Consider the following 26,371-nt stretch of genomic DNA (forward strand, 5'->3'; position numbering starts at 1 on the left):
CTCTTCGTTGATGGCCACTTTGCGTCCCAGCATGGCTTCTCTTCCTGCCCCACACCACCCCGCCTCGCACGGGCCTGTCAGGCAGGCGGCTGGCGATCTGCTCACTCAAATGAGGGGATCGCTCAGGGTCGGAACCACAGCCGGTGCCCAGGAGCGTCAGTACAGCCAGCAATGCCAGTTGGAAACGAAAGCCAATCAGTCGGTTCATGGGGGCCCCCCTGGAGATGACAGGAAACGCGAGTCATCTAGCATGGGCTGTTCACTGCTGGCATCTGGTGGGCCGCCGCCGTCTTGCGTGTACGCTGGGAGTGCGTGCCCGACCGCTCCCGCATCGCTGGCGTCTGCCTTGGCATGGGCCTGTCGCTGGCCGCGTGCAGGGCCCCCTCCACCCCACCGGAAGGCCCTTCCATGCCCTGGGTGAGCATCCCCTCCACCGACGCGCGCGTGCGGTACGTGGGCCGGACATACCGCTCAGCGACAGGGGTCGTCTTCTCGCATCCGGGCGTCACGGTGCGCGCGCGCTTCTGGGGCGACGCGGTGCGGATGCGGCTCGATGACGCGGGCGCGGGCGGCGACGTGGGGACCAACCACTTCGACGTCGTGGTGGACGGGGCACCTCCCAGGCTGCTCGCGGTGAATCCCGGTCAGGCCACGTACCTGCTCGCCAGCGACCTTCCCGTGGGCCTGCACACGGTGGAGCTCTTCAAGCGCACCGAGTCCCTGGTGGGCGCCAGCACGCTCCTGTCGCTGGAGGTCCATGGTGAGCTCCGGGAGCCGCCCCAGCGGCACACGGGGCTCAAACTGGAGTTCGTCGGGGACTCCATCACCTGCGGCTACGGCACCGACGCCACCTTCACTCCCCAGACAGCCTCCTCCAGGGTGCCTGGCTTCACGTCGAAGCACCAGAATCCCAGACGGAGTCATGGCTGGCTCACGGCCCAACGCCTGGGCGCGGAGGCCGTGTTCGTCTGCTGTTCGGGCCACGGCGTGTACCGCAACCTGGACCTGTCCACGTCCGGCTTGATTCCGGCCATCTATGAGCGCGCCGTCCCGGACCACCCCGCCGCCTGGGACTTCTCCAACGACTCGCCGGATGTGATTGTCCTCAACGCCGGCACCAACGACACGTTCGCGGGCGCGGGCACCGCCGCGTTCCTTCCGGACGAAGCGGCGTTCAAGTCCGCCTACCGGACCTTCCTCGAGCGGCTCCGCACGCTGCATCCCCGCGCGCACATCGTCTGCACGCTGGGCAGCATGTCGGATGGCTTCAAGCGGAAGGAACAGCAGGGCGTGGTGACGTCCGTGCACGTGGGCGATTGGATTTCCGACCTGGTGGCGGAGCGCCAGCGCCTGGGCGACGCCCGGATCCACCGCCACGTGATGGCCATGCAGAACCCCTTCGCTGACGGCGTCGGCGAGGACTGGCATCCCTCCGCCGCCACGCACCAGAAGATGGCGGAGTCGCTGAGCCGGTTCATCCAGGACATCCTGCGTCCCTGAACCAGGGCCTGTAGAACACATCCCTCATCACGTTCTGACGGGCAAAGGCACGAGGGTGCCTTCCCTGGCATGCCGGCCTGTGATTGCAGGACGCGCGGTGCGTGTCGAAGGTTGCGTGGGCCGCGAGAAGGCCTTCGAGCACCACCGAGGTCGCCCCTCCCTCTTCAGCGGGACAGGCCGGCTCCTCCTTCCCGAGGGCACGTATGAGTCCACTCCTCATCCTCTTCGCGGCAATGGCCCAGGCGCCCACGCCTCCTCCCGACCCGGCGGATGCCTCCTCACCGGCTTCCGTTGGAGCCGAAGCAGACGAGGACGAGGACGAAGGGCCCTGGACGGGCTCGGCCGGGCTCGGTGCCTCCATGTTCACCGGCAACGCCCGCTCCTTCACCATCACGGGCGACGCCATGGCGGAGTACGAGTCTCCGGTGTGGGCGCTCACCCTGGAGGCGGATGGCGCCTACGGCAACGCGGCCGCGGAGGACGAAGAGGAGCGGGAGGTCACGGCCCTGACGCTCGGCGGGTGGGCGCGCGGCGACTACCGCTTCACGCGCCTGGTCAGCGCCTACACCTTCCTGGGCCTGGAGACAGACCACCCCGCCAGCCTGGAGCTGCGCACCGAGGTGGAGCTGGGCATCGGCCTCACGCTCCTGGAGCGGAAGAAGAAGTCGAAGGAGCTCTTCCTGCGCACGTACCTGGGCGGGAGCTACGCCAAGGACCGCCGGTTCCAGTACACCCCCACGCGCGAGGACCTGCCGAACGTGACCCTGTGGTCACCCGCGGTGGGCGTGGCGTTCCGCTACGACATCAACGAGCACGTGTACCTGCGCGAGGACGCCGTGCTGCTCCCGGACATCTTCGGCGACACACGCGTCCTGCTGGACTCCACCACCAAGCTGTCCGTGCACCTGACGGACCGCTTCGCGCTCACCACGTACTTCGAACTGCAACACGACAGCGTACCCGCGGCGGGCAAGGTCAAGACGGATACCTCGCTCTCGGTGGGTGGCGAGCTGGAGATCTGAGGGATTGGAAAGGAGCAGCACTCCCATGGCCAAAGCGGCTCATTTCGACGACGTCCAGGTCCCAGGCGAGACCAAGAACAAACAGCGCACGCCACCGAAGAAGAAGGGCATGGAGCGGGTGCTCGACGCCATCGAGCGGGTGGGCAACAAGGTCCCCCACCCCGCCATCATCTTCGTCGCGCTGATTGCCATCGTGATGGTGCTCTCCCACATCTTCTACAGGATGGGAGCCAGCGTCACCTACGAGACCATCAACCCGGACACCCACCAGGTGGAGCAGACGACCTCCGCCGCGAAGAGCCTGCTGACGGGCGAGGGCCTGCGCTTCATGTTCGCGGGCGTCGTCCAGCACTTCATGGACTTCAACGCGGTGGGCGTCATCATCGTCGCCATGCTGGGCGTGGGCGTCGCGGACGCGGCGGGCCTGGTGGGCGCGCTCATCCGCAAGCTGGTGGCGGTCGCTCCGGCCCGGCTCCTCACGTACATCCTGGTGTTCGTGGGCATCCTGTCGAGCATCGCCGCGGATGCTGGCTACCTGGTGCTGATTCCCCTGGCGGCGGCGGCCTACCTCACCGTGGGCAGGCATCCCCTCGCGGGCCTGGCGGCCTCCTTCGCCGGTGTCGCGGCGGTCTTCACGGTCAACATCCTGATCAAACCGCTGGACGGCATCCTGACGGAGATCACCAACGACGCCATCCACATCATGGCGCCGGACCGCTCCATCGACCTGACGGCGAACTTCTGGTTCTCCGTCGCGTCGGTGGTGATGCTGACCATCGTGGTGTCGCTCATCAGCGACAAGCTCATCGAACCCCGGCTGGGTGAGTACAAGGGAGAGAAGCCGGCCACGACGGGCGCGAAGCTGTCGCCGGAGGAGTCGCGAGGGCTGAAGTTCGCGTTCTGGGGGCTCGTGGGCGTCCTGGTGTTCTTCGGCCTGCTGGCGCTGCCCCCGGGGGCTCCGCTGCGCAATCCGGAGACGGGCGCGCTCATCGGGGACTCGCCGTTCATGAACGGCCTCATCGTCGCCATCACCGTGCTGTTCCTGGTGACGGGAGCCGCCTATGGCGTCGGCGCCAGGACGATGAAGAACAGCGTGGACGTCATCAAGGCCATGGAGAAGGCGGTCGCCGGGCTGGGTGGCCTCATCTTCCTGCTGTTCATCATCAGCCAGTTCATCGCCCTCTTCACCTACACGAACATGGCGACCATCGCGGCCGTGAAGGTGGGTGATGCCCTGGAGCACGCGGGCCTGGGCGCGCTGCCGCTGCTCATCGGGTTCGTGCTGGTGGTCGCCGTCCTGGACCTCATCATGACGGGCGCCATCCCGAAGTGGGCCATCTTCGCGCCGGTGTTCGTGCCGCTCTTGATGCGGCTGAACGTGGACCCGGAGGCCGTGCTCGCCGCGTACCGCGTGGGCGACGGTCCGTTCAATGCCATCTCACCGCTGAACGCCTACTTCGCGCTCATCGTCACCTTCGCCCAGAAGTACCAGAAGGACGCGGGCGTGGGGACCGTGGTGGCCTTGATGCTGCCGTACGTCATCGTGGTCTTCGCCGTGTGGATTGCCCTGTTGGTCGCGTGGCAGGTGCTGGGACTGCCCTGGGGGCTTGGGTAGAAGAGGAAAGAGCGCCTCGCGGTGCGGGAGGCGCTCTACCGTCACCAGGGCGCCTTGCCCCTCAGCGCCGCGAGTCGCGCCGGCTCTGGGTCCGGCGGCCCCGGCCAGAGGCATGGGCCTTCCGCTTGAGGGCGGGAAAGCGCTCCTGCTTCAGGGCCCCGCCCCGCTTCTGGCGGGACGCCCGCTTTCCGGAAGCGGGGGCCTTCGCGGTGCGGCCGGCGGCGCGCGTCCGGCGCGCGGGCTTGCGTCCTCCCGTGGCCGCGCGCGTCGTCCGCCGGGGGGCCGGACGGCTCGCGGCGCGGGTCCGGGCCTGGGCCTTGCGCTCGAGCAGGGCGAGCCGCTTCTCGAAGCGCTCCAGGGTGAGGGCGAAGTACTCGGCCTTCTGGAGGGTGTTGCGGTTGCCCTCGGCGCGGCGGGAGCGGGAGGGCACCTCCTTGCGGAGCGCCTCCCTGCGCTGCCGCCGCGCCGCGTCCTGGTACTTCTCCATCAGGCGGCGCGCTCTCAGGATGCGGCCGCGCAGCTCCCGTGGCGAAAGCTCCGCCAGGTTGCGTGGGGCGCTGGACAGGACGAGCTGGGCTTCGCGCTCGGTGAGCAATGACATCCGCTTCGACGGCAGTGTGCGCATGGGCTTCCCCCCTCATGGGATTGAGTGGCGGAACATCCACACCTCCCATCCGCCGGAAAACCGCTCCCGGAGGCAGGGGCGAGTAGCCTTCTGGATGTTGCACCCCCCTGGCGCCGTGGCCAGTTCCTCCATCAGGAGGCTTCCATGTTGACCTCGTTTCATTCACGCGCGCAGGCCGAGTTCCACCCCGCTCCTTCCATCGAACCCCCGGAGGAGACGAAGCTCGCCGTAGCAGCCACCGTCCCCACCGACGCCGGTTGCGTCGGCACGTTCGTGGGAGCGGACGAAGAGGTGAAGGCCCCCGGCCTCGACCGCGCGTTCCTGAAGGCGGCGGGCTTCGAGGGCAAGGCCGGCCAGACGCTGCTCATTCCCCGCTCGGGAGGCCCGCCCCTGGTCGCCGTCGGCGTGGGGGCGCGGGCACAGCTGGATGCAGGCAAGCTCCGGGATGCCGCCGCCGCGTTCGCGCGGACCGTGGGCCAACAGAAGCGCGTCGCGCTCCAGGTCCCGGACACCGGGAGCGTCCCGGCGGACCTCGCCGCGCAGGCCCTGACCGAAGGCGTCCTGCTCGCGCGCTACCGCTACCGGCCCTACAAGCGGAACTCGGAGCAGGAGCCGCCGCTCGAATCGCTGACGCTCGTCTCGGGTTCGAAGAACACCGAGGACGTTGAACAGGGAATGATGCGCGGAGGCATCCACTCCCGCGCCACGGCGTTCGCGCGTGACCTCGCCAATTCCCCCGCCACCCTGCTGACCGCCGCACGGCTGGCGGAGGTGGCCGAGTCGCTGGCCAAACGCTGCGGCCTGGAGGTCGAGATCTTCGACGGCGAGGCATTGGCCAGGCTGGGCTGCGGAGGCCTGCTGGGCGTCAACGCCGGCAGCGCGGAGCCGCCGCGGATGATCAAGCTGACGTACACGCCCAGGGGCAGCAAGGGCGAAGCCATCCAGCCCCTGGGCCGCGTCTCACTGGTGGGCAAGGGCATCATGTTCGACTCGGGCGGACTGGGCCTGAAGCCGAACGACCTGGTGCACGCGACCATGAAGGGCGACATGTCTGGCGCGGGCGCCATCCTCGCGGCGATGACGGCGCTGAAGCCGTTGGGCTGCAGGACGGCGGTGACGGCGTACCTGATGTGCACGGACAACATGCCCTCCGGCACCGCCATGAAGCTGGGGGACGTGCTGACGGTGCGCGGCGGCAAGACGGTGGAGGTCATCAACACCGACGCCGAAGGCCGCCTGGTGATGTCGGATGGGCTCGTCCTGGCCACCGAGCAGTCGCCGAGGCCCGACGCCATCGTGGACGTCGCCACGCTCACCGGGGCGTGTCAGCGCGCGCTGGGCCTCCTCAGCGCGGGGGTCATGGGCAACGAGCAGCCCCTCGTGGAGCAGGTGAAGGAGTCGGGGGAGCGCACCGGTGACACCGTGTGGCAGCTCCCGCTGGACCGGCGCCTGCGGCAGGAGCTGGAGTCGGAGGTGGCGGACATGAAGAACGTCGGCGGAGACAACGCCGGAGCCATCACCGCGGCCCTCTTCCTGGAGGAGTTCGTGGACGGGCTGCCCTGGGCGCACATCGACATGGCGGGGACGGCGCGGGCCGAGCGCGACAACGCGTGGCGCAGCAAGGGCGCCACGGGCTACGGCACCCGCCTGCTCATCGACTTCCTCGTGGGCTTCAAGCCCACCCGCGAAACCCGCCACTGAAGCCGGCGCTTCAGTCCGGAAGCCAGTCCGCGCGCCCCCGCTCGACGCGCGTCCGGTGCTCGCCCTGGAAGGAGGCCCGGACGCGCTCCGCCTGGGCGAGCAGGCGGTGGAAGCGGTCCTTCTCCGTGGAGCCCTGGACGTCCGCGAGCACGCGTGCGAGCAGCGCGTGTGCCGCGGCGCGGTCCTGCGCGTCGCGCGCGACCAGGCCCACGGTGAGGGCGATTTGAAGCACCTCCTCCAGCACCTCCGGGTCGCCCCCCGCGTAATGGAGGGGGCCATCCACGGCGAGGAAGAGGTAGTCGCGCAGCCGCAGGGCCACGAGTGACACGCGCGCCCTGCCATCCGGGTCGACGACGTTCCAGTCCCCTTGCGGCAGGCCCGCCAGCCGGCGCATCACCGAGCGGATCTGCTGCAGCGCCTGCCGGGCCGTGTACGGGTCGTTCGCGGACGAGGACAGGGCCCGGTTCGCGACGTCGACGAGGATGCGGAGCCCCAGGGAGGGGTCGCAGTCGGGCTCGCGCGCCGACGTGATGCTCAACGTGGCGGCGAGGCCGTGGAGTACGTGGGCATCCACGGCGCCCCCTCCGTCCGCCACCACCCAGCCGGCGACCTCGTCCTGGTCGATGTACTCGCCCACGGTGATGCAGATGCGGACCCGCACACCCCACTTCCGGGCAAGCCGCGTGAGGTCCTGGAGGTCGACGTCCGCGAGGTAACCCGACGAGGCAGCCAGCAGCGAGGTGGCATCCGCCGGCAACCGCAGGGCCACCGACGGATCCAGCGGCAGGCGCTTCAGACGGGCCTGGATGCGGCGCTCCGTCGCGGACACGATCAGGTGCTGGACGAGCCCGAGGACGCGCTCCACCCGCAGGAAGCGGAAGGTGCGGGCCAGGACGATGATGAGCACGAAGAGCGCCACCAGCACCAGGATGATGGCTCCCGACAGGACGGGCCGGGGCCTGACGCCAGCGTCCTCGATGACGCCCAGCTCCCGGACCGCCGTGAGGATGTAGCTGGTGGAGAGGGCGAAGAAGGGAATGGCGCGGCGGAGCGGCGCGCTCTTCAGGTAGATGGGGACCAGCCGTGGCGAGTACTGGTTCGCGGCGGACTGGATGACCGGCGCGTTCAGGGACAGGGCGATGGTGAGGACGGTGATCTGCAACCCGAGCAACGCCCCCAGGGCGCCCCGGGTGTCGTCGACGTCCCCGGGCCAGGCATGCCCGAACAGGGCCGGTGCGGTGTCCGTCTGCACGCGGGCGAGCGCGATTCCGAGCACGCCCCCGGCGACGACCAGGGCGGCCAGGACCAGCCAGTAGGGCTCTCGGAGGAACCTGCGCAGGCGACGGATGAACATGCGGACCTCGCGCTGAGGGCGAAAAGGGACCGCCTAGTGCGTGCCCTCTTCGTCCCGGGCCTCCACCGCCTGGCCCCGGGTCAACCGCTCCGGCGAGAGCAGCTCGGCCAGCTGCTCTCGCGTCAGCAGGCCGGCGGACACCACCAGGTCCGCGATGCTGGCGTTCGTGGCCAGGGCCTCCCTCGCCAGCCGTGCCGCGGGCGCGTAACCGATGTGCGGCATGAGGGCGGTGATGACGCCCACGAAGGATTCCACCTGGCGCGCGAGCCGCTCCTTGTTGGCGGTGATGCCCCGCACGCAGTTCACACGCAGCGTCGCCATGGCGGCGGTCATGTACTTGAGGTTCTCGAACAGCACGTGGGCCATGACCGGCCCGAAGGCGTTGAGCTGGAGCTGCCCCGCCTCGGCGGCCATGGTCAGCGTCACGTCTCCCCCGGCGACCACGAACGCCACTTCGTTCACGACCTCCGGAATGACCGGGTTCACCTTGCCCGGCATGATGCTGGAGCCCGCCTGCATGGGCGGGAGGTTGATTTCGTTGAAGCCCGCCTGCGGGCCGGAGCCGAGCAGCCGCAGGTCGTTGCAGATCTTCGACAGCTTCATCGCGGTGCGCTTGAGGGTGCCGGACACCTCCATGAAGACGCCCACGTCGGTGGTCGCTTCAATCAGGTCCGGCGCGGTGACGATGGGGCGCCCGGTGATGTCCGCCAGGTGCGCTCGCGCGGCCTCCGCGAAGCGCGGGTCCGCGGCGATGCCCGTCCCAATCGCCGTCGCCCCCAGGTTGATCTCCCCCAGGCGGCGGGTGACCTCCGTCAGGCTCGCGTGTTCCTCGGCCAGCGTGACGGCGAAGCCTTCGAACTCCTGCTGGAGCGTCATGGGCACGGCGTCCTGGAGCTGCGTCCGGCCAATCTTCACGATGCCCGCGAACTCCTGCCCCTTGTCGCGGAACGCCTGCTCCAGCAGATGCAGCTGGGCCAGCAGGCGTTCGACGGACAGCATCAACCCGACCTTGAGCGCCGTCGGGTAGGTGTCGTTCGTGCTCTGGCTCCGGTTCACGTGGTCATTCGGGTCCAGGTGCGCGTAGTGGCCCTTGGAGTGGCCGGCCAGCTCCAGGCCGCGGTTGGCGATGACCTCGTTGAAGTTCATGTTCGTGGAGGTGCCGGCCCCGCCCTGCATGACGTCCACGACGAACTGCTCGTGCAGCCTGCCGGCCTTGATGTCCTCGCAGGCCTGGTCGATGAGCGAGGCCCGCGTCGCATCCAGCACGCCAATCTCCGCGTTCGCGCGCGCCGCGGCCTGTTTCACGCAGGCGTAGCCGAAGAGCAGGTCGGGATAGACGGAGATGGGGCGCCCGCTGATGGCGAAGTTGTCCAGCGCGCGGCTGACGTTGATGCCCCAGTAGGCCTCCGCCGGGAGCCGGCGGGAGCCCAGGTCGTCGGTCTCGGTCCGGGGCGGTGCGCCGTCCTGGTTCAGCGTGTGGATGCTCTTCTGGAACGTCTCTTCCGCGCGTGGGTCGGCCATCCCCGGCAACGTAGGAACGCGGGAGGCCCGGTGGGACATGCCCTCAAGGGAAGAGGGCTGTCCACCGGGCGTCCCTCGGTGCCTTACGTCACGGCACGGGCGCGCACTTCGCCGGGCCGAGCGTGGCCTGGAAGTACGGCGTGTAGAGGTCCGGCGTGAGCGTGAAGTTGCAGGTGTTCACCGCGTCCGGAGACAGGTTCTGGTGCTCCTGCATGTAGCGCGCGACGTAGTCACGCACCCCGTCCGCGGAGGACCACAGCATGCGGCCTTCCTTGAACATGCTGTACCCGCCGCCGCCACCGCCGCGGTAGTTGTTGACGGCGATGCGGAAGACCTGGTCGTCCTTCACGTCCTGGCCCTGGAAGCGCAGGTGCGTGAGCCGCGAGCCCGCGGGCTTCGTCAAGTCATAGCCGTACTCGATGTGCGAGTAGAGGTCCCAGTTGTAGTCCGCGACGACGGGCGTGGTGGCCTTCGCGTCCGCGGGCTTCGCGGGCAGGTTGGCCGCGTCCAGCTGCTTGAAGTACAGCGTGTTCATCTCCAGCGCGCGCCGGAGGATGGAGCCGTTGATCTCCATCACGTACAGCGTGTTGTCGTAGATGTAGACGCTGTAGGCGTCACGCAGGGTGACGTCCCCCGCCGGCAGCGCGACGTCGTTGGAGAACAGCGCGGTCGCGGACAGGTCCACGGGGAAGCCGGCCTCCGCAGCGGCCTCCTCCTGCACGATGTTGAGCAGGTCCGACAGGGCGCTGTCCACGTAGCGGCCGGGGAAGCCGCCCGTGAAGGCCGCGGTGGTGCTGCCAATCTTCTGGTTCACGTAGGCCACCGTGGTGTCGTGGGCGGCCTGGGTGAGCTGCGTCACCGTGGCATCCACCGCCACCGTTTCGTCCACCGCGTGGAGCTGCGAGTCGTGCGCGTCCACGCCCCAGCGCTCGCCGTTCCAGGTGACGTTGAGCTGCACGTCCGCCAGGTGGCTGCCCCAGCGGTTGGGCTGCGTGAGGAGGACCTCGCGGCCATCCTGCTGCTTCAGCAGCATCTTCGGGATGGGCTGGTGGGTGTGGCCGGTGAGGAGCACGTCCACGTCCGCCACCTGCTGGGCGATCTGCACGGCCTGGTTCTCAGCGGTGAGGTTGCCGCGGTCGGTCCACTTCGTGGCGTCCGCGTAGTCCGCGAGCCACGACTCCGGGCTGGTCGCGCTGCCCGTCGGCTGCTTGTCCGGGCCACCGTGGATGGCCACCACCACCACGTCCGCGCCGGCCTGCTTCATCTTCGGCACATACGTCTTCGCGGTCTCCAGCGGTTCATCGAAGCGCAGCCCGGCGATGTTGTCCTTGCGCTCCCACGTGGCCACGCCCGGCGTCACCAGGCCGAGGATGCCGACCTTCACGCCGCACACCGTGGTCATCACGTACGGGGTGAAGGCCTCGGAGCCGTCCGAGCTCTTGCGCACGTTGGCGCCGAGGAGGGGGAAGTTCGCCTCGCCCTTGAACTTGTTGAGGACGTCCTGGCCGTAGTTGAACTCGTGGTTGCCCATGGCCATGGCGGCGTAGCCCAGCTCGTTCATGGCGGCGGCCATGGGGTGCTTGGGCGCGTTGTCCACCTGGGCGTAGTAGGTGCCGAGCGGCGAGCCCTGGATGGTGTCACCCGTGTCGACGAGCAGCGTGCAGTCCGGGTTCTTCGCGCGCTCCTGCTTGATGAGCGTGGCCACCTTGGCCAGGCCGCGCTTCGCGTCAGCCTTCCCGGAGAAGTAGTCCCACGGGAAGATGTTGGTGTGCAGGTCACTGGTCTGCAGCAGCGTCAGCGTGCGCGGCGACCGGTCCACCGGAGCCGGGTCGACGGGGGGATCATCGTTGGAATCACAGGCCGTCATCAGCGAGCTGGCGCCCACGAGACAGAACGTGCCGGTGCGCAGCGCGCGCATCAGGAAGGAGGAGCGGTTCAAGAGGCCTCGACCTTGTGTCATGCCGGAAGGGAATCTTCCGGAGGGGCGCGCACCCTACAAGACCCCTCTGACGTTCTGGGAATGGATGGCTCAATCCCCGGACGCCGGCTCCAGATTGTCCACCACGCGGCGAAGGAGCGACATGAACGTGGCGCGCTCGCGGTCGCTGAAGCCCGCGGTCGCCTGATCCGCGACCTCCTCCAGCTGCTCCTTCGCCTGGGGCAGGCGCTCCCGGGCCTTGGCCGAGAGCGATATCCGGGTCGCGCGCTTGTCGTCCGGGTGCGGCTGACGCTGGATGAGCCCGTCGCGCTCCATGCGTGTGAGGAGCGCGGCCATGGTGGGTTGCTCGACGTGGGCGTACTCCGCGAGTTGCTTCTGGAGGAGCGGCCCGTGCTCCTCCAGCGCGATGACCACCGGCAGGTAGGCCATCCCGAACTCGAGCGGCCGCAACCGCTGCTCGAAGTGGCGCATCAGCAACCGGGACGCATGGTTGATCCAGAAGGTCGGTACGGCTCCGGGGTCCCAGCGGGGGGCGGTCTTCGCGCTCATTGGAGGTTGCCCGAGGAGTCCTCCGACTCCTCCTCGGCCGTCGGATAGGCGGAGACGGCCAGGGCGATTCCCTGGTCCGCGAACCACCGGACGTCGTCGGGTGGGAAGTGGACGGAGCTGGTGAAGTGCCGCGAGGTGCCGACGAACAGCCCGAAATCCACGACGCAGGGGACGGCCTGCTGGCGCAGCTCCGCGAGCAGGGGGGCCAGCACCTCCAGTTGCCTGCGGGCGGCGGCGACGGGGCCGTGCAGCGTGCCCTCCCCGTCCTCCACCAGGGTGAGGTTGAAGCCCGAGGTCGAGTGCCTTCCCTGGCGCTGCAGCTGCTCCCCCTGGAGCCAGACGGCATCCGGGCGGCAGTCCGGGAAGCGGTCCAGGACGGACGCCACATCGAACTCCGGGGCCTGGGCCCGTAGGACAGCCACCGTCATGACGCCGCTCCATTCCCCTGCTTCGACACGTCCATGGGCCCATCCTCGACTGGAGCGGATCTTTTCGCGAGCCCGTCAGGCACGGTGTGTTGGATCGTCCAGGGGGTCGCGGACGCTCCGGCGTCCCGACCGCGGCTGCTGACCCGAGGTCTCGAATCCATCGCTCACGTCCCCCGGGCTGAAATCCGCCCGGGTCAGATTCCGAGAAGGTCATGCAGCCGAAACTGAACCGGCTCCTGCGGGCGCTTGCCCGCGAGGGGCTCGACGTTGCTTACGACGGTCGTGTCTACACGGTCCGCCTCCAGGCGGATCCCCATGCTCCCCCCGCCGAAGTCCTCCTTCCGCCGGACCTGCCGGTGGAGGGCAAGGCGCTCCAGCAGCTCGCGGCGCTCGCCGCGCTCCATCACCCCGACGGCGGCCGCGTGAAGCAGGTGCGCGCGACGCCGGACTTCCATCCGGGCGACTCCGGGGTGGCCATCGGGTCGGTGGTCCACACGGAGGGCCTGGTGGTCCCCGGCGCGGTGGGCACGGACATCAACTGCGGCATGCGCCTGCATGTCGCGGACATCCCCGTGGACGCCTTCCTCGCCCGCCGCGACGCCTTCGTCGAGCGGATGAAGGGGCACTACTTCTTCGGCACGCGGGACGTCGCCCAGGGCTCGCGCGCCCTGGAGGCGCTGCTGCGGGACGGCCTGCCCGGCTGGCTCCTGGAGACGGAAGGCCAGCCCCTGGGCATGGCGGCCCGGATGGAGCTGGGCCAGCTTCACCGTGAGTCCGACCGCGTCTATCTGGGCGGGGCGCTGGAGGGGGACCCGGCCTGGGCGCCCACCGGGCTGCGGCGGGAGGGCGTGGTGCGAGACCCGGGCCTCGCCACCATTGGCGGAGGCAACCACTTCGTGGAGGTGCAGCGGGTGGAGGCCGTGGTGGACCGCGCGCGGGCGTGGGCCTGGGGCGTGCGGGAGGGGCAGCTCGCGTTCATGGTGCACTCCGGTTCGCGGGACATGGGCAAGCACGTGGGGCGCACCTGGCAGGAGCGGGCGCGCGCCGCGTGGCCCTCGGGGGCGCCGCACCCGGCGAGCGGCATCTTCCCGCTCGCGGATCCGGCGAAGGTGCGCGAGTACCTGAAGGCGGAGGCCACGGCGGCCAACTACGCCTTCCTCAACCGGCTGCTGCTCGCGGAGCTGGTGCGGCAGACGCTGCGGGAGCTGTTCGGGGACGTGGAGGCGCCGCTCGTCTACGACGTGCCCCACAACATCACCCTGCCCTGGGAAGGCGGCTGGCTGGCGCGCAAGGGGGCCTGCCCGGCCGAGGAGGACCAGCCGGTCATCATCCCCGGCTCCATGGGCGCCACGTCCTACCTGATGAGGGGCCTGGGCAACGCGAAGGCCCTGGCGTCGGCCTCGCATGGGGCGGGGCGGGCGCACTCGCGCTTCTCCATGTCACGGGGAGGCGCGAAGCACCGGGAGGAGGACCTGGGCCTGACGGGGGTGGACTGCATCGCGCTCAGGGCCGAGCGCCGCATCGAGGAGGCCCCCGCCGCCTACAAGCCCATTGGCCCGGTGGTGGCCTCCCAGGTGGACGCCGACATCGTCCGGGAGGTGGCCCGGCTGCGGCCCTTGATGACGTTCAAGGCCTGAGCTCAAGGCCGGGGGTGACGCAGGGCGTCCGGACGATTTGCTCCGGACGCCCTTGCGATTGGCTCGCGCGCCCATGGCTGTCCCGTTAGCTTGCGCGCCCATGTACTTCGAGACCTTTTCGCAGATGAAGAAGCAGCTGGGGCAGTTGAGCAAGTGGTTGGAGACGGCCGAGGCCCACGCCAAGGCGAAGTCCTTCGACCCGAACCTCTACCTGAACTTCCGGCTGGCGCCGGACCAGCTCCCGTTCGTGCGCCAGGTGCAGATCGCCTGTGACGCCGTGAAGCTCGCGGCCTCGCGATTGTCAGGCAAGGCCGCGCCGTCCAACCCGGACACGGAGCAGACGCTGGAGGAGCTCAGCGCGCGCGTCCGCTCCACCCTCGCGTACCTGGACACGTTCACGGGGAAGGACTTCGAGGGCGCCGCCAGTCGCGTCGTCACCCACCCCCGGTGGGAGGGCCAGGTGATGAGCGGCGCGGACTACTTCCTGGAGAACGCGGTCCCCAACTTCTTCTTCCACGTCACCCACGCGTACGCGCTGCTGCGTCACAACGGCGTCAACCTGGGCAAGGCGGACTACCTGGGTTCGCAGAGCCTTCGCGCGCCTTGAAGTCCCCGGCCTGTCGCTCCGCGAGCGACAGCGCCCACAGCGGGAAGATGCGCAGGTAGGCGTCGTAGTGGATGGCGCAGGTGCGGCTGAACACGCCGGCCAGGGGCTCTCGTGGCCACTGGCCGTCCGCCGCCTGCCTCTCGCGCAGCCACGCCATGCCCCGGCGCGTGGCCTCCGCGTGCGCCTCGCCCGCGGCCACCAGTGACAGCACGGCCCAGGACGTCGTCACCGCGTGGCCCGAGTGCCCCTCCACCCAGCGGCGCTCGCGGCAGGCCTGGATGGTTTCGCTCCAGGAGCCGTCCTCGCGCTGGTGGGCCTTCAGGAACGTGACGGCCTTGCGCAGGGCAGGGTCTCCGGTCCCCGCTCCCGAGGCCACCAGCCCGGTGACGCCGAACCACGTGCCATAGCTGAAGCACACGCCCCAGGAACCCTCCCAGCCGCCGTCCGGACGCTGCTGGCGTCGCAGGAAGTCCGCGCCCCGCGCGATGGCCTGGCCCACCGGTGCGTGCGGCCATGCGCCGCGCCAGGCCGCCAGCGCCTGGACACAGGCCGACGTGCACTCCACGTAGCTGGGGTCCACCATGATGCCGGCGAAGACGTCCGAGGGATTGAACCGCTCCAGCCAGCGCGGTCCCCGCTGCCGCTCGTAGGTGGCCCAGCCGCCGTCCCGGTTCTGCAGGGACAGGATGAACGCCACGGCCTGCTCCAGGCGCTCGCGTGGCACGCGATTGAGCCCGAGCGGCTCCAACAACAGACACGCCTTCAGCGCCTCCGCCGTGCAATCGCTGATGGGCCAGCCGTGCGCGCGGGTGCTGAAGGGCCACCCTCCCCGGCTGGGATGCCGGTGGTGGCGCTCGGCGTCTGGCGAATCCTCCAGCACCTGCTGCGCCTCCAGGAAGCGGCCCGCGCGCTCCAGCGTGTCCCGCGCCCAGACGGACTCTCCGGAGGCCACCAGCGCCTGCACCGCGAAGGCGGTGTCCCAGAGCTGGGAGGAGTTGTAGCCGTTGACCGTGATGCCCTTCCGCGTCCGCTGGAGGTAGTCCGGCAGGCGCTCCAGGTGGGCCCGCACCTCCGGACCGTCCGGCCGCGCCACGTGACACACCACCATGTCGAGCACCTTGCTGATGGGCCCGATGCAGACGAAGTGCGTCGCCGCGTCCTCGCCGTGAATCAACGCCAGGGACTCCTCCAGCGCGCGTTCCCGCAGCCGCTTCGGATGGAACCGTTCATACAAACCCAGCACGCGGTGCACGGCGCGCAATCCCAGACCGTGGGGGCTGTAGGCGTCCGTGCGGGCCACGCGTCCGCGCGCCGCCTTCCAATCCACATCCGCGTAGGGCTGGGCGTACAGCTCTCGTCGCAGCTCGGCCAACAGCGGTGTCTCCGCGGCGCGGACCCGGCGGCCATAGAGCCAGCCCATGGGCAGGTACACCATGCGGCAGTGGCACCAGAGCCGGGAGGGGTGGAATGGCAACCCTCGCGGCAACAGCCAGAGTTCCGGAGGCACGGGCGCGAGGCCCTCGTATTCGTAGAGCCCCAGCAGGGCGAGGACGAACTTCCCCCAGGACGCGCTGCCCAGCGGGCCGCCTTGGGGAAGGAACCACGCCCTCGCGCGGACGAGCCCCGGGTCGTCCGCGCCAACGCCCAGCAGCCGCTGCGCGACGTAGTTGAGCACCGACGTGAAGACGAGGCTGGGCGACTCCACGTCCAGCCCCCATCCCCCATCCGGGTTCTGGTGCGCACGCATGTGGGCGACCATCCCGTCGCGGACGGACGCCTCCGGCGTGCGCCCCATCACGTACAGCCCGGCCACGTACACCGGGCCCAGGAACAGCGGACCGCTGTAGTCCCCCATCCAGGAGCCGTCCGCCGCCTGCGTCCCGGCCAGCATGTCGCGCGCCCGCCGCATCAACTCCAGGCCTCCACGCCGCTCCGGGACGCCCGCGAGCAGCTGGCGTAGAGCGCCCGCAGCGCTTCATCCGAGTCCACCCGCTCCTGCGTGAGCCGCATCAGCGTCGCCACCGTCTCCCGGGGAATCTTCACGGGCTCGGGTTCGAACACCGCCGGGTTGCCCTCCACCGCGTCGAGCGTCGCGGCCGCGAAGAAGAGCGGGTAGAGACAGAACAGCCGCAGACCGGGCTCCTCCACGGGCAGCGCCAGCGAGTACTCCAGCGCGACGTCCAGCTCCCTGCGCGCCACCGCCACCAGCTCATCCATCAGCGCCACGGCGTTCGCACGGAGCGAAGGTAGGGCCAGCGTGGAGGGCGTGAGGCCATGCGCGGCCATGCGGTCCCTGGGCAGCCAGCAACTTCCGCGGTCCAGGTCCTCGCGCACGTCCTTGAGGATGTTGGTGAGCTGCAGGGCCCGGCCAAAGGCAGGCGCCCGCGTCATGAGCCGCTGCTCACGCCAGGCAACCCGGGGTGAGCTGGCGACGAAGAGGCCGGTCAGCATCTCGCCGACGACACCCGCCACGTAATAGCAATACATGAACGTCGCCTGGAGGTCGGGCAGCCCCATGACCTGCCCGCTCCCCCCATGCATCCGCTGCATCTGATTCATGCCGCCGGTCATCGTGCGCACGCATCGCGCGATGGGCGGGTGGACCCAGGAAGGAAGCGAGGCCAGGGTTTCGAGCACGGTCGATGTCTCTGAAACCAGCTCGGCCTCCGCCGGCGGCACCTCGTCCCGCAGGGCCCGCCGCGCCCTTCGCGCGAAGGAGCGGGCACGGGCCTCCCAGCCCGGCTCCAGCGACACCAGGGCCCCCAGTTCGTCGAGCAATGCACCGTGAAGTGCCCCGGGGGACTCGTCCTCCAGCGTGTCCGCGATGCGGCACAGCAGGTAGGCCACCGTCACCGCCAGGTCCAGGGGCTCCGGCAACAACGGGATGTTGAGCGCGAAGGTCCGGGAAACCCGGGGCAATTGTGTGCGACAGAATGATGCAACCTGCACTTTCATGCCTGCCTCCTCCGCGTGCGGCGCCGCGCTTCAATGGATAAGTCGTCAATGCCAGACATGGTGTCTGCGAACCGAGCGGGGGCGACGTGGGGGACACCGAGGTGGTGATAGCCGGGGGCGGGCCCGCGGGCTGCGCGGTGGCGGCGGCGCTTTCCGACCTGGGGTGGTCCGTCCTGCTGCTGGACGCGGGCGTGGACCGGCACAAGCAGCTCGCGGGCGAACTGCTCCACCCGCCCGGGGTGAGAGACTTGCGCGCGCTGGGCTTCGGGGACGTCGTGAATGGCTGGAAGGCCCAGCCCGTGCAGGGCTTCGCGGTGCGCTTCCATGCCCCCGCCCGCACGCTCGTCCTGCCCTACGGTCGCGGCGTGACGGGACTGTCGCTCGAACACGCCGCCCTCACCCTGCCCTTGCTGGAGTCCGTGTCGCGGCGGCGCGGCGTCACCGTGCGCATCCGGGCCCGCGTGACGGCCGTGGAGCACAACTGCGAGCGCGGCGTGCGCCTGCGCTATTCGCACGCGGGCGCCGAGCACACCGTGCACGCCCGGCTGCTGGTGGCCGCGGACGGACGCGCGTCGCCCGTGCGGCGGATGCTGGGCATCGCCGAGCACCACCAGCGCCTGTCCACCATGCTGGGCGTGACCGTGGACAGCGACTGCCTCACCCACCCTGAATACGGGCACCAGTTCGTGGGCGGCGCCGTGCACGCGCTGGCCTACACCATCCAGCCCGGCGTGGCGCGCGTGATGGTGGACCTGCCCCTGGGCAGCACGGCCCAGACGCTGAAGGAACAACCGGAGTTGCTGCTCGCCCTGCCCTCGCGGCTGAGGGAGGCCGTCTTGCAGGCGCTGGAGCAGCGGCCCGCGGTGCGCATGGCCTCCAACGACGACTGGCTGGCGGAGACCGTCTGGATGGGGAGTGCCGTGCTCGTGGGCGACGCCGCCGCGTGCTGCCACCCGCTCACGGCCAGCGGCATGGCGTCGTGCTTCCACGATGCCCGCGCCCTCCAGGAGTCTCTGGACCGCTACCCGGACCACGTCGCCCGCGCGCTGGAGCACTACGCGCACGCGCGGCGGCCCGCGCAGCGCACCCGCGTCGCACTCGCCTCCGCGCTCTACAGCGCCTTCGCCAGGCAGGACGAGGGCATGCACGCGCTGCGCATGGGCCTGTTGCACTACTGGGAGCACAGCCCCGGCGGCGCGCGCGCCTCCATGGCCCTGCTGTCTTCCGAGGAGCCCCGCATGCGGGTGATGGTCCGCGAGTACCTGCGCGTCGTCGCCCATGCCTTCGCCGCGATGCTCTCGCCGAACGGAGAGGGAGGCAGCCTGCGGTCCGCCGCGCCGCTGTTGCGCTCGGCCGGGCCACCCTTGCGTGGCACCATGGCGAGCGCGGTGGAACAGATGGGGAGCTGGCTGCATCGTCGCGTCCGCCGTCCCGTCTACACGCTGGCCCGGGCGGGCTGGGCTTCACCCAGGCGCGCCTTCGCATCCAACCGGTAGCCCCGGCCGCGCCAGTCCACCTCGCGAGACAGCCGCGCGGACAGCGCCACGCCGGCCCCCAGGAGCGGGAGGAGCGCCGGCACCCAGTAGTGCCGGGGGGCGACCTCCGGTCCGTGACAGGCCCGCTGGAGCCGCAGCTGGCTCCACACGGAGAAGCCGATGGGCACCGCCGACAGGAGCGCCGGGCCCCAGGCCCTTCGCGCCACCGCCGTCGCCAGCGCGCCCCACGACAGCCAGCTCACCGCGCCGCGCACCCAGAGGGGCCTCGCGAAGGTCCCGGGGATGCCCGACTCCGAAAAGAGGAGCCACCGCCGGAAGATGCGCAGGAAGGCGCCCAGCCCCAGGTGTCCCGTGACGACGCGCAGGGGGGCATGGACGACGCGGTTCTTCCACCCGGCCTCGTGCAGCCGGCGCCCCAGGTACATGTCATCCACGAACTGCCCGGCGGCGCAGCCCACGCCCCCGATGGCCTCCAGCGCCTGGCGCCGGAACACCATCAACTGCCCCATGATGAACGGCAGCGCGCCATCCGGCGCCGCGGTGCACGCGACCGACGCGCCGTACCACGCGTTCACCAGAAGCCCGTAGCCCACGTCGCCCGCCAGGGGCGCGTCCGCCGCCGCGTAGATGGGCGCGAACGTGGCGCCCGTTCCGCCATCCTCCAGCAGCGCGCCCACCAACGCCGTGAGCACCCCGGGCGAGGGCCGCGTGTCCGAATCGCTGAAGGCCAGCAGCTCGCACCGGGAGCGGGCCACGCCCACCTGCATCGCGTTGAGCTTGCCCGTCATCCCCGCCGGTGGCTCGCCCGCGACAATCAGCTCCACCCGCTTCGCGCGCGTCGGGCGGGCGGCCACCTCCTCGCGGGTGGGGAGGAACGCCGGGTCGTCCTCGCTGTCGAAGACGAAGAGCACCTCCCACTCACCGGGATAGTCCAGGTCCAGCAGCGCGCGCACGTTCTCGCGCGCGTCCACGTCCAGGCCCCGGATGGGCCGGATGACCGTCACCGCGGGCGGTTCGAAGCGCTTCACGGGCGGAGCCGCGCGCCGCCGCAGACCGGCCATCAACTCCCGGTGTCCTTGCACGAGCACGCCCAGCGCCGCCGCCGTCCATGCGAGGTTCCGCGCGTTCATGGCCGCACCTCCGTCCCTTGCGCTCGTGGAGGTGAGCGCCTCCAGTGGCCGGGCCCCCACCAGTTGAAGTCCCCCATCAGGCGCATCATCGCGGGGACGATGAGCACCCGGACCAGCGTCGCATCCAGCGCGACCGCGATGGCCATGCCCAACCCCATGGCCTTCACCACCACCACCGACGCCAGCGTGAAGGCCGCGAACACGGCCACCATGATGGCCGCCGCGCTGGTGATGAGGCCGCCGGTCCGCTCCAGGCCTTCGGCCACCGCGTGGGTGTTGTCGCCCGTGCGCAGATACTCCTCGCGGATGCGGCTGAGCAGCAGCACCTCGTAGTCCATGGACAGGCCGAACAGCGCGCAGAACAAGAGGATGGGCAGCGACGGTTCGATGGGCCCGGGTTCGAAGCGCAGCAGCCGGTGCAGGTGCCCTTCCTGGAAGATCCACACCAGGGCTCCGAACGAACCCGCCAGCGACAGCAGGTTCATCAGGAGCGCCTTCAAGGGCAGCACCACGGAGCGAAGGAGCACGAAGAGGACGATGCACGTCATCCCCATCACGAACCCCACCGCCGCGGGCGTGTGGTGCTTCACGAAGGCCGCCGCGTCCACGTCCGTCGCCGTCTGTCCGCCCACCAGCCACCGGCCGTCGCCCACCGTGCGGTCCTCGCGCAGCGCACGGACCAGGTTGCGCGCCTCCAGGCTGCTGGGCGCCGAGGACGTCAGCACCTGCATCACCGCCACGTTGCCGGTGACGTACGCGGCCCGCGCGGCCTGGAGCTCCGGTGGGAGCATTTGAGGTGGCGCGGCGGCCATGCGTAGGACGGTCGCCCGGTCCATGCCGGGGCCCAGGTCCACCGCGCTCTCCACACCGACCACGCCGGGCATCGAAGCCACCCGGCGGCTGGCGTCGTAGAGGGCGCCCGCGCGCTCCGGCGTGAGGGGATTGCCGCTTGGGAACTCCACCGCCAGCAGGACGCGGGTGGCGGCCTCGCGAGGGAACAGGCGGGCCAGGGTCTCCGCGCCCTGGCGTGCTTCGGTGCCCTCGGGCAGCGCGGTGATGTCCGTGGCCGCCAGTTGCAGCCGCCGGAACGGCAGCCCCATGGCCAGGAGCAGCGTGAGCGTGGGCAACAGCACCCACCAGGGATGCCGCATCACCCAGGTGGCCAGCGCGTGCCAGGCGCCGCCACGGCCCTCCTTCCGCGCGAAGGGCAACCGTCCCCGGTCCACCCGGGGCCCCAGCCAGGCGAGGAGCGCGGGCAGCACGGTGAGCGCGAAGAGGACCGCGAAGGCCACCACCAGGGCGCCGCCCAGTCCCATGGCGCTCAGGTACGAGCCTCGGAAGAAGAGCAGGCCTCCCAACCCCACCGTGACGGCCAGCCCCGAGAACGCGACCGCCCGCCCCGCGGTGTCCAGCGTGCGCGTCAGTGCGTGCTCCGTGCTGAGGCCCAGCGCGAGCTCGGAGCGGAAGCGGCTCACGATGAAGAGCGAGTAGTCAATGGCCACGCCCAGCCCGATGAGCGACACCACGTTGAGCGTGTACTGGGCCATGTTCGTGGCGTGCGACAGCAGCATCACGCCCGCCACGCCGCAGAGCACCGCCAGTCCGCCCACCACCAGCGGCAGCATCGCCGCCACCACCGTCCGGAACACCCACAGCAGGACCACCAGCGCCAGCGGGAATGACAGCAACTCCGCGCGCAGCAGGTCGTGTTCCAGCAATTCATTGAGCGCGGCCAGGAAGGCCACCTTGCCGGTGAGTGTCGTCCGGAGGTCTGGGTTCTCCAGCGCCGCGCGCACGGCGGGGAACGCGGCGGTGGCCTCGCGCTCTCCGCCCTTGAGCCGCACCAGCGCCAGCAGGTCGTGGCCCGTCCTCGCCACGAAGCGGGCGCGGAAGGCCTCGGGGGCACCAATGGGCGACACCACCGACGCGACCTCGGGCAGCCGCTCCACGCGCGACAGCACGGACGTCACCGCCTGGGCGAAGCGCGGCTCGTCCGTGGTCCATTCGTCGTGATGGAAGATGACCGCCAGGGTCTGATCATTCGACCCCGCGGCGGCACCGCGCGCGAGTGCTTCGGCCTTCGCGGATTCAATGCCCTCGATGGTGCCGGTGGTGAGGTGCCCTCCGCGGAGCAGCGCCCACACCGCCGCGGCGAGGAGCACCAGCGTGCCCACCAGCACCCGGCCCCGGTGCCGGAACACGCCCACCGCCAGCCGGGCGAACAGGGATGGCTCTCCTCCCGCTGGTGAGTCGTCCCCGCGTCCCGCCATACCTGCCCCCCGTTCGCTCGCCCCGCCCGTCACCAGGGAACTGGTGACGGAGGGAGCGCTTGGACAGGGGCTTCACCCTTTGGGGCAATCCAGACGTGGACCGGCCTACTGGAAGGTCACCTTGCCGTCCCGCTGGTAGCAGACATGCGGCACACCATCCGTGGGACGGATCGCCACGCTCGGACGGGAGCCGTCCTGCACCGTCCCCAGCTGTGTGTACGTCCAGAAGCCCTGCGCGTCCGTCGTTCCGAGCGCCAGCGATGTCCCATTGCGCAGGGCGATGACCGGCTTGCCTCCGCCGTAGGTCAGGTCCGCCGAGGAGTATTTGTAATCCACCGTCGAGACCCTCCGGGTGCTGGCCGAGGCAGGCGTCCCGACCGTGATGTCCTCGATGGCGTTCCATTCGCCTTCGGCGATGCTGTTGGAGAGCGCCAGGAGGTGCGAGTCCGGTCCCCAGGCCGTCGCGAGCCAGGGCCCCAAGGAGCTGGTCTTCAACGGGAAGGACTCCACGGCCGAGCCCCGCAGGACCTGCAGCGACTGACTGACGTAGCCACTCAAGGGCTGGTGCGTGATGAAGTGCAGCGCTCCGGTCGCGTCGAAGAGGGCGTCACTCGTGAGCGCATGGGCGCCGACGGAGAGCGGCACGCTGGACCACGTGTTCGCCGCGGTCCGGGTTGCGAGCTTGACGCTCCCCCCGTTGCCGCTGCTGAAGACGATGACCGGCCGCTGCGCCTGCGCCGGGTTGAGCGCGATGCTGATGCGGGTCACGACCGAGGCGTCGACATCCTCGCGAACCCAGACGCCATTGACGCGCGTGGCATAGCCCACCCGCATCGGCGAGGTATTGATGTTGCCGCTTCCCTTGGAATAGGCGACGTGCGGCGTGCCAGTGACCGGGTCGACGGCCAGCTGGCTCTTCACGACGAAGACGCCCCCGTTGTTGAAGCCGGGACCGTCAATCAGCTCCGTCGCCCAGGACGTGCCGTCCCAGCTCGCGTACCACAGGCTGTTGTGGGTGTCGTTCGTGTAGATGACGTGGCCCTTGCCCGTGCTGTCGAACACGATGTCGCAGCTGCTGCCCGTGACATCCGGCCCCGTGTCGATGGCAGAGCTGGAGGCGAGCGGCGCGGCCACCACATTGAACTGGAACGCGCCCTCGGCGGTCTTGCCGGACTCCGTCTCGACGGTGACGGACAGGGACGCGGTCCCCGGCGTGGGCAGCGTCCAGGTGACCCGCTCATCGGAGGGCTCGACGACCCCCGCGTTGGCGCTCCAGCGCACGGACTTGATGACTTCGCCCGAGGCGACGACCCGGAAGCGCTCCGCCGTGCTTTCGACGTAGGGGCCCGCGCCGTCCTCCCGCTCAATCAACAGCGCAACGCTTTCAGTCCCTCGGGATTGGATGACCTCCACGGGGCGGGGCTCACGGCCGCAACCGGCGAGCAACGTCAGCCCCCCCAACATCAGAATCCCTGGGGCCCACATCTTGCGCATCGACATTCGAGTTCCTCTCAGATGGATGTGGCGAGCACAGCTCGCCTCTCTCGGGGGAGGCCGCTCAAACGGATGCGCTTTCCTAAGGATTTATCAGAACCATTTTTCCAGGAAGTCCGTGTCAATCCGACACAGGCATACGCACGCCCGTGAGCTTCCGGTCCACCAACACGGAATGCAGCGCATGGATGCGTCCGCTGGAGTCCAGGTCCACGCGAAGCACCATGCGCAGGGCCAGCATCGGATCCGCCCCCGGATGGAAAACCGCCACCACGGCGGGCAGGCCATTGAGCATCCGCGCCTCCCACGCCACGGGAGGCCCCCGCATCTCCATCAACCGGCGCATGAAGAGGACGACGCGCTGGGGGCTCACGATGGGCACCAGGGCCGCGCGCACCTTTCCGCCACCATCCGACAGTGCGCGCACATCCGAAGCCAGCAGCGCCTCCGCGGCGGCCACGTCTCCCGTGACCAAGGCGCCCAGGAAGGCCTCCAGCGAAGCCCGCGTGCGAGCCTGCACGTCGCGCGTGGGCACACAACGTGACTGGTCATACTCGGCCATGGCCGCCCGCGCGCGGTGGTGCACCACCTTCACGTTCGCTTCGCTCATGCGCAGCGCCTCGGCCACTTCCAGCACCGAGTAATCAAAGACGTCGCGCAGCAGCAGCACCGCCCGCTGCTTGGGCGACAGGACTTCCAACGCCAGGAGGAAGGCGAAGGAGACGCTCTCCAGCAACTCATAGCGTCCCTCCGTCGAGCCGCCGCCCGGGAGCCTCGCCTCCACCGAGGGAGGGACCTCCTCATCGCCTGTCTCCAAGGGCGAAGGCAGCCAGGGACCGACGTAACCCTCGCGACGGCGGCGGCGCAGGTGGTCTCGCGCCAGGTTCACCGCGACGCGGGTCAACCAGGGGCGCAGGGTGTCCAGGCGCTCTGGAGGCGTCGCGAGCGCGCGCGCATAGACGTCCTGCACCAGGTCGTCCGCGTCCGCCGCCACGCCGGTCATCCGGTAGCAGAGCCCCCAGAGGAAGCGCTCGTGCTCGCGTGCGGCCTGTCCCAGTGCTCCTCGCGCCTGTGAATCCATCCCGTTCAAGCCCTCACATTCCAACAATCCAAGAGCATCACCGGAACGCCGCGATGCCGGGTACCCCAAGCTCCCGAATCTCCACGCCGAGCCCCTCCGGGACCGGACCGGACAAAACCTGTCCGACTGTCGGACAAGTTTTTGCGCGGCGCCGCCGGGAGGGGCTCCTGGCCTGTAGGCCCATCCGACTCAAGTTCCCGCCGCACGGCGCTGGGACGTCGCGGTGCGTCGCACCAGGGCTTGCTCCACGGCCTCGGCGCTCGCCAGGGATGCGTCCGCGAGCATGCCCTCCGCGCCCACCCAGTCGCCCACGCGGAACAGTCCGCCCACGTGCGGCACCTCCACGGGGGGACGCCCGGTCAGCCCGCCGTTCACGGCCCGGGGCAGCCCGGCGCTGACAGTGAGCGAGGGCCGGTAGCGCCGCGCCACCACCTTCGCGCGCCATCCCGGCTGAAGCGCGTCCATCACGGATTCCAGCGCCGCCTCGCTCGCCTCCGCGTCCGCGCCGCCCAGGTACTTCGCCACGTGCACCATCGCGCCCCCTTCCGGCGCCAGCTTCGCGGACGCCGAATGCACCGACGCGTACCAGGGCCCATCCAGCCCCAGCGCGAACAACGCATCCGGCCTCGGCAGTGCCGACAGTCCCAGTTCCAGCGTCGCCGCCTGGATGGGCACAGCCTCTCGCGCCTCCCTCGCGAGCACCTCGTCTCCCGGTACGAGCGCCGCCACGTCCGCGGGGCTTCCCGCCATCACCACCGCGTCCGCGCGATGCACCGTGCCGTCCGCGAGCCGCACACCTTCGACCCGCTTGCCGCCTTCTTGCAGAACGACGGCCTCCACTCGCGCGGACAGCTCCAGCCGGACACCTGCCTCGCGCCCCAACCGCTCCACCGCGTCCACCAGGGTGCTCCAGCCTCCGTCCACGTACAGCACGTTCGCGGCGGTCGCGCACTGGAGCTGCTTCAGCCCCGCCTCCGCGCTGAGCGCTTCGAAGTCCGCGCAGTACGAGGACACGCGGAGCAGTGCCCCGACGAGCGCCCGGCTGTCCTTTCGCGTCAGGCGCGTCTCCAACCACTCCCGCATCGACATCGCCCCCAGTGGCTGCGTGTCGATACGGGCCAGCCCCGCCAGCAGCTTCGCCACCTCCAGCTTCGAGGCGAGCGACAGCACGTCCGTCGTCATCAGCGTCACGGCGCCCCGGGGCAGCGTGTGCAACCGGCCGCCGACCAGCGCATGGGAGCCCGTCTGATTCGGAATGCCTCCCGTGGGCTTCACACCCAGGCGCTCCAGCACCCGAAACGCCGCGCCCGCCCGGTACAGGGCATGCGGCCCCAGGTTGAAGCGGAAGCCCTCCACCTCTGTCGTCCGCGCCCGCCCTCCCAGGTGCTTGGAGCGCTCGTAGACCGTCACCTCGCAGCCGCCTCGCGCGAGCAGCGCCGCCGCCGTG

General features: G+C 70.2%; 21 protein-coding genes. 7 read left to right on the top strand and 14 right to left on the bottom strand.

What is annotated here, in order from left to right; translation table 11 throughout:
* The coding region (locus D7Y15_RS45995) for a hypothetical protein (protein ID WP_233605138.1) at positions 1-208 on the bottom strand (208 nt) is incomplete at its 3' end.
* Positions 209-408: 200 nt separating this feature from the next.
* Between D7Y15_RS45995 and D7Y15_RS30265 the strand changes: the two genes are divergently transcribed.
* From D7Y15_RS30265 to D7Y15_RS30275, 3 genes are all read left to right on the top strand, one after another.
* The gene (locus tag D7Y15_RS30265) at positions 409-1,500 is read left to right on the top strand and encodes an SGNH/GDSL hydrolase family protein (protein ID WP_121754742.1); all 1,092 of its coding nucleotides are present in this window, start codon (positions 409-411) and stop codon (positions 1,498-1,500) included.
* Positions 1,501-1,703: 203 nt separating this feature from the next.
* Entirely contained in the window at positions 1,704-2,522 is an 819-nt protein-coding gene (locus D7Y15_RS30270; RefSeq protein WP_120576734.1) for a YdiY family protein, read from the top strand.
* A 25-nt stretch (positions 2,523-2,547) separates the two neighbouring features.
* A complete protein-coding gene (locus D7Y15_RS30275) occupies positions 2,548-4,137 on the top strand; it encodes an AbgT family transporter (RefSeq protein ID WP_121754743.1) in 1,590 nt (529 codons plus the stop codon).
* 61 nt (positions 4,138-4,198) lie between these two features.
* Here D7Y15_RS30275 and D7Y15_RS30280 read toward each other — a convergent pair whose 3' ends face one another.
* Entirely contained in the window at positions 4,199-4,762 is a 564-nt protein-coding gene (locus tag D7Y15_RS30280) for a hypothetical protein (RefSeq protein ID WP_121754744.1), read from the bottom strand.
* Positions 4,763-4,906: 144 nt separating this feature from the next.
* On the opposite strand from D7Y15_RS30280, the gene D7Y15_RS30285 reads away from it, so the two are divergent.
* Positions 4,907-6,463 carry a leucyl aminopeptidase gene (locus tag D7Y15_RS30285; RefSeq protein ID WP_121754745.1) on the top strand — a complete coding sequence of 519 codons (1,557 nt, stop codon included), beginning with the start codon at positions 4,907-4,909 and terminating at the stop codon, positions 6,461-6,463.
* A 10-nt stretch (positions 6,464-6,473) separates the two neighbouring features.
* Here the strand turns inward: D7Y15_RS30285 and D7Y15_RS30290 are convergent, their stop codons facing one another.
* From D7Y15_RS30290 to D7Y15_RS30310, 5 genes are all read right to left on the bottom strand, one after another.
* Positions 6,474-7,817, bottom strand: a complete 1,344-nt coding sequence (locus tag D7Y15_RS30290) for a DUF2254 domain-containing protein (RefSeq protein WP_121754746.1) — start codon at positions 7,815-7,817, stop codon at positions 6,474-6,476.
* Positions 7,818-7,850: 33 nt separating this feature from the next.
* Entirely contained in the window at positions 7,851-9,338 is a 1,488-nt protein-coding gene (locus tag D7Y15_RS30295) for an aspartate ammonia-lyase (RefSeq protein WP_199745999.1), read from the bottom strand.
* An 88-nt stretch (positions 9,339-9,426) separates the two neighbouring features.
* A complete protein-coding gene (locus D7Y15_RS30300) occupies positions 9,427-11,298 on the bottom strand; it encodes a bifunctional UDP-sugar hydrolase/5'-nucleotidase (protein ID WP_233596975.1) in 1,872 nt (623 codons plus the stop codon).
* 69 nt (positions 11,299-11,367) lie between these two features.
* The gene (locus D7Y15_RS30305) at positions 11,368-11,826 is read right to left on the bottom strand and encodes a MarR family winged helix-turn-helix transcriptional regulator (protein WP_120576739.1); all 459 of its coding nucleotides are present in this window, start codon (positions 11,824-11,826) and stop codon (positions 11,368-11,370) included.
* Positions 11,823-12,254, bottom strand: a complete 432-nt coding sequence (locus D7Y15_RS30310) for a hypothetical protein (protein WP_120576740.1) — start codon at positions 12,252-12,254, stop codon at positions 11,823-11,825. Before D7Y15_RS30310 ends, D7Y15_RS30305 begins: the two co-directional genes overlap by 4 nt.
* A gap of 212 nt (positions 12,255-12,466) precedes the next feature.
* Between D7Y15_RS30310 and D7Y15_RS30315 the strand changes: the two genes are divergently transcribed.
* Complete coding sequence (locus tag D7Y15_RS30315; RefSeq protein ID WP_121754747.1) at positions 12,467-13,891, top strand: RtcB family protein; 1,425 nt, start codon at positions 12,467-12,469, stop codon at positions 13,889-13,891.
* Between the two features lie 100 nt (positions 13,892-13,991).
* Positions 13,992-14,498 carry a DUF1993 family protein gene (locus tag D7Y15_RS30320; protein ID WP_121754748.1) on the top strand — a complete coding sequence of 169 codons (507 nt, stop codon included), beginning with the start codon at positions 13,992-13,994 and terminating at the stop codon, positions 14,496-14,498.
* Here the strand turns inward: D7Y15_RS30320 and D7Y15_RS30325 are convergent.
* Together D7Y15_RS30325 and D7Y15_RS30330 are read right to left on the bottom strand one after the other, a co-directional pair.
* Complete coding sequence (locus D7Y15_RS30325) at positions 14,446-16,407, bottom strand: 2,3-oxidosqualene cyclase (RefSeq protein ID WP_121754749.1); 1,962 nt, start codon at positions 16,405-16,407, stop codon at positions 14,446-14,448. The two genes, D7Y15_RS30320 and D7Y15_RS30325, sit on opposite strands and share 53 nt — an antisense overlap.
* Positions 16,407-17,453, bottom strand: a complete 1,047-nt coding sequence (locus tag D7Y15_RS30330; protein WP_120576745.1) for a phytoene/squalene synthase family protein — start codon at positions 17,451-17,453, stop codon at positions 16,407-16,409. The genes D7Y15_RS30325 and D7Y15_RS30330 overlap by 1 nt, the downstream gene beginning before the upstream one ends.
* 86 nt (positions 17,454-17,539) lie before the next feature.
* Between D7Y15_RS30330 and D7Y15_RS30335 the strand changes: the two genes are divergently transcribed.
* A complete protein-coding gene (locus D7Y15_RS30335; protein ID WP_120576746.1) occupies positions 17,540-18,949 on the top strand; it encodes an NAD(P)/FAD-dependent oxidoreductase in 1,410 nt (469 codons plus the stop codon).
* Here D7Y15_RS30335 and D7Y15_RS30340 read toward each other — a convergent pair.
* The 5 genes from D7Y15_RS30340 to D7Y15_RS30360 all read right to left on the bottom strand — a co-directional run.
* Positions 18,889-20,079: a glycosyltransferase family 2 protein gene (locus D7Y15_RS30340; RefSeq protein ID WP_120576747.1), complete on the bottom strand. Its 1,191-nt coding sequence runs from the start codon at positions 20,077-20,079 to the stop codon at positions 18,889-18,891. The two genes, D7Y15_RS30335 and D7Y15_RS30340, sit on opposite strands and share 61 nt — an antisense overlap.
* A complete protein-coding gene (locus D7Y15_RS30345; protein WP_121754750.1) occupies positions 20,076-22,349 on the bottom strand; it encodes an MMPL family transporter in 2,274 nt (757 codons plus the stop codon). The genes D7Y15_RS30340 and D7Y15_RS30345 overlap by 4 nt, the downstream gene beginning before the upstream one ends.
* Before the next feature lie 105 nt (positions 22,350-22,454).
* The gene (locus tag D7Y15_RS30350; RefSeq protein WP_148712904.1) at positions 22,455-23,849 is read right to left on the bottom strand and encodes a hypothetical protein; all 1,395 of its coding nucleotides are present in this window, start codon (positions 23,847-23,849) and stop codon (positions 22,455-22,457) included.
* Positions 23,850-23,964: 115 nt separating this feature from the next.
* Positions 23,965-24,924, bottom strand: a complete 960-nt coding sequence (locus D7Y15_RS30355; RefSeq protein ID WP_120576750.1) for a sigma-70 family RNA polymerase sigma factor — start codon at positions 24,922-24,924, stop codon at positions 23,965-23,967.
* A gap of 189 nt (positions 24,925-25,113) precedes the next feature.
* Positions 25,114-26,371: NAD(P)/FAD-dependent oxidoreductase (locus tag D7Y15_RS30360; RefSeq protein ID WP_148712905.1), on the bottom strand; the 1,258-nt coding region annotated here is incomplete at its 5' end.

It is taken from the genome of Corallococcus sp. AB030 (assembly GCF_003668965.1).
Taxonomy (GTDB): domain Bacteria; phylum Myxococcota; class Myxococcia; order Myxococcales; family Myxococcaceae; genus Corallococcus; species Corallococcus exiguus.